Origin of the sequence: Streptomyces sp. NPDC058964 (assembly GCF_042741275.1) — a bacterium.
Lineage (GTDB): Bacteria > Actinomycetota > Actinomycetes > Streptomycetales > Streptomycetaceae > Streptomyces.
Genome location: NZ_JBHYKH010000009.1, coordinates 31,025 through 34,285 on the forward strand (window position 1 = coordinate 31,025; position 3,261 = coordinate 34,285).

Sequence of the window (3,261 nt, forward strand, 5' to 3'; positions counted from 1 at the left end):
CCTGCGGCGCGTGAGAAGGGCCCAGGGTCCGCGCGGCCCGGTCGGCATCGCCGCCGTGACCTCGGTGCCCGCCTCGGACGCGGCCTCCGCTGCGGCCCTCGCCACCGGCAGGAAGCCCTCCCGCCGCGAGACGTCCGGCCGCTCCTCCTCCGCGGGCCACAGGCCCAGGGCCGCGCAGACGGTCGGCAGGACCGCCATGGCCGCCGTGGCGTAGCCCTCCGCGGAGGGGTGGTAGTTGTCGGGGCCGAACAGTTCGCGCGGATTCGCCTCGAACTCCGGACCCAGCAGATCGCCCAGGGACACCGTGCGGCCCCCCTGCTCCACCACGCCGATCGTCTGGGCCGCCGCCAACTGCCGCGAGGCCCGGCGGGCCAGCCAGCGCAGCGGCTGCTGGACCGGTTCGATCGTGCCCAGGTCGGGACAGGTGCCGACGACGACCTCGGCACCGGCCGTGCGCAGCCGGCGTACCGCCGCCGACAGGTGACGGACCGAGCGCGTGGGCGGCATCCGGTGCGTCACGTCGTTCGCGCCGATCATGATCACGCAGATGTCGGGGACGGGGAAGGGGGACGACAGGACCAGGGCCACCTGCCGGTCGAGGTCGTCCGACTGGGCCCCGGGAAGGGCGACGTTGTGGAGGTGCACGGGGCGTTCCGCTACCGCGGCCAGCCCCGAGGCCAGCAGCGCGCCCGGCGTCTGGCCCGCCCGGTGCACGCCCTGGCCCGCCGCCGTGGAGTCGCCGAGGATGGTCAGACGGAGGGGCGGTTCACCCGGGGTGTCGTAGGCGTGGCCGTACAGACCGTCCGCCACGGGGACGTGCTTGTCGGTGCCGTTGCCCACCCGGATCCGGGCCATCCGCACCTCGGCCAGCACCAGACCGACGGCCGCCGCGCCGACCAGCCCGACCCCGCCGCCGCCGTACGCCGCACCGGCCGCGATCCGCCGGGCCACCCTCGCCCTCGACATGCTCGTCATACGTCGCCGCCACCTCCTCGTAGCCGTACATCCACTCATTGCCCCGTACCGACCGTCGGCCAATCTCAACGGGGAGTGAACGCACATCCCTGGCCGTAGGCTGGCTGGACAATCACGACCAGATTTTTGAAAGCGACCGGAGACAACGGTGCGATTCCACGACTCGATGATCAGCCTCGTCGGCAACACCCCGCTGGTGAAGCTCAACAGCGTGACCAAGGGCATCCAGGCCACCGTCCTGGCCAAGGTGGAGTACTTCAACCCGGGCGGCTCCGTGAAGGACCGCATCGCCCTGCGCATGATCGAGGCCGCCGAGCAGAGCGGGGAGCTCAAGCCGGGCGGCACGATCGTGGAGCCGACCAGTGGAAACACGGGTGTCGGTCTTGCCATCGTGGCCCAGCAGAAGGGCTACAAGTGCATCTTCGTGTGCCCCGACAAGGTGAGCACCGACAAGATCAACGTGCTGCGTGCCTACGGCGCCGAGGTCGTCGTCTGCCCGACCGCCGTGGCCCCCGAGCACCCGGACTCGTACTACAACGTGTCGGACCGGCTGGTGCGCGAGACTCCCGGCGCATGGAAGCCCGACCAGTACTCCAACCCCAACAACCCCCTTTCCCACTATCACTCGACCGGCCCCGAGCTGTGGGAGCAGACGGAGGGGAAGATCACCCACTTCGTGGCGGGCGTGGGCACCGGCGGCACCATCTCCGGCACCGGCCGCTATCTGAAGGATGTCAGCGACGGCCGGGTGAAGGTCGTCGGCGCCGACCCCGAGGGCTCCGTGTACTCCGGCGGCTCCGGGCGGCCGTACCTGGTCGAGGGCGTCGGTGAGGACTTCTGGCCGACGGCGTACGACCGGACCGTCGCGGACGAGATCGTCGCCGTGTCCGACAAGGACTCCTTCCAGATGACCCGCAGGCTCGCCAAGGAGGAGGGGCTCCTTGTCGGCGGCTCCTGCGGCATGGCCGTCGTCGCCGCTCTGCGCGTCGCCGAGCGGCTGGGCCCGGACGACGTCGTCGTCGTCCTCCTCCCCGACAGCGGCCGTGGCTACCTCAGCAAGATCTTCAACGACGAGTGGATGGCCGACTACGGCTTCCTGGAGGACGAGGGCCCCAGCGCCCGCGTCGCCGACGTCCTGAACGACAAGGCGGGCGGCTCCATCCCGTCCCTCGTCCACATGCACCCCGAGGAGACCGTCGGCCAGGCCATCGAGGTGCTGCGCGAGTACGGCGTCTCGCAGATGCCGGTCGTGAAGCCGGGCGCCGGACACCCGGACGTGATGGCGGCCGAGGTCGTCGGCTCGGTCGTGGAGCGGGAGCTGCTCGACGCCCTGTTCAACAAGCGGGCCTCGCTCGACGACCCGCTGGAGAAGCACATGTGCGCCCCGCTGCCGCAGGTCGGTTCCGGCGAGCCGGTCGGGGACCTGATGTCCGTGCTCGGTTCGGCGGACGCCGCGATCGTCCTCGTCGAGGGCAAGCCGACCGGCGTGGTCAGCCGCCAGGACCTGCTGGCCTTCCTCGCCAAGGGCGGAAAGCAGTAGCGAACGTCCGGTGAACTGCCCGTGACCGCACCGGATTTGCGGTGTCCCGCCGGAGTCGGGGACTTCGCGGAAGTGGTACGAGCGTGTCACGTGCGCGCAGCACCCGCTTAACACGGGTCCGGCACATTAGGGGGTGTCGGCAGGGCGGGAGCGGCTCCCCGCCCAGGCCGGCGCCGAACGGCGCCTAGGACCTCCGGAGCGGCTCCCGGACCTCCATGGACGCCTAGGACGCGCAAGCCCGGCCTGACCCGGCCCGCGTCCCTCGCGGGGACCGCCGTCGTCCCGCCCCCCGGCAACGGGGGTGCGGCGGTCCCCGCGCACATCTCTTCCGCCCGGTCCTCCGGGTCCTCCCGGCCTTTCCCGTCCTCCGGGTTCTCCCGGCCGTCCCGGTCCTCTTCTACAGATCGGACGACCGGTCCGACCGGCGCTGCCGTCCCGCGAAGAGCTCGGGGTTGAGGCGTACGGCCTGGACCGCGTTGACGCCGACGATGCCGATCCAGGCGGCGAAGAGGCCCGGCAGATGCCCGAGGGCGCCGCCGATCGCGGACAGCGGGATCGCCAGCACCAGCGAGACGATGGCGAAGCCGAACCGCTCGCCCCAGGAGTCGCCGCCCCGGGGGGACCGGGTGCCGCGGGCGAACTGCATCTGCTGTTCGGCGAGCTGCCTGCGCAGCCGGCGTTCGACCGCGGAGTCGATACGCGTGTGGCCCATCACCACGAAATGTAGAACCACCGCCCGCGCCGAA

The 3,261-nt window shown here is 71.6% G+C and carries 3 protein-coding genes; 1 reads left to right on the forward strand and 2 read right to left on the reverse strand.

Annotation, left to right across the window (positions count from 1 at the left end):
- A partial coding sequence (locus tag ACFW2E_RS02280) for an SGNH/GDSL hydrolase family protein (RefSeq protein WP_384460027.1) occupies positions 1-975 on the reverse strand: 975 nt, incomplete at its 3' end.
- A gap of 148 nt (positions 976-1,123) precedes the next feature.
- Between ACFW2E_RS02280 and ACFW2E_RS02285 the strand changes: the two genes are divergently transcribed.
- Positions 1,124-2,515: a cystathionine beta-synthase gene (locus ACFW2E_RS02285; protein ID WP_384460030.1), complete on the forward strand. Its 1,392-nt coding sequence runs from the start codon at positions 1,124-1,126 to the stop codon at positions 2,513-2,515.
- A 397-nt stretch (positions 2,516-2,912) separates the two neighbouring features.
- Here ACFW2E_RS02285 and ACFW2E_RS02290 read toward each other — a convergent pair.
- On the reverse strand, positions 2,913-3,261 hold a 349-nt coding region (locus ACFW2E_RS02290), incomplete at its 5' end, for a hypothetical protein (RefSeq protein WP_384460032.1).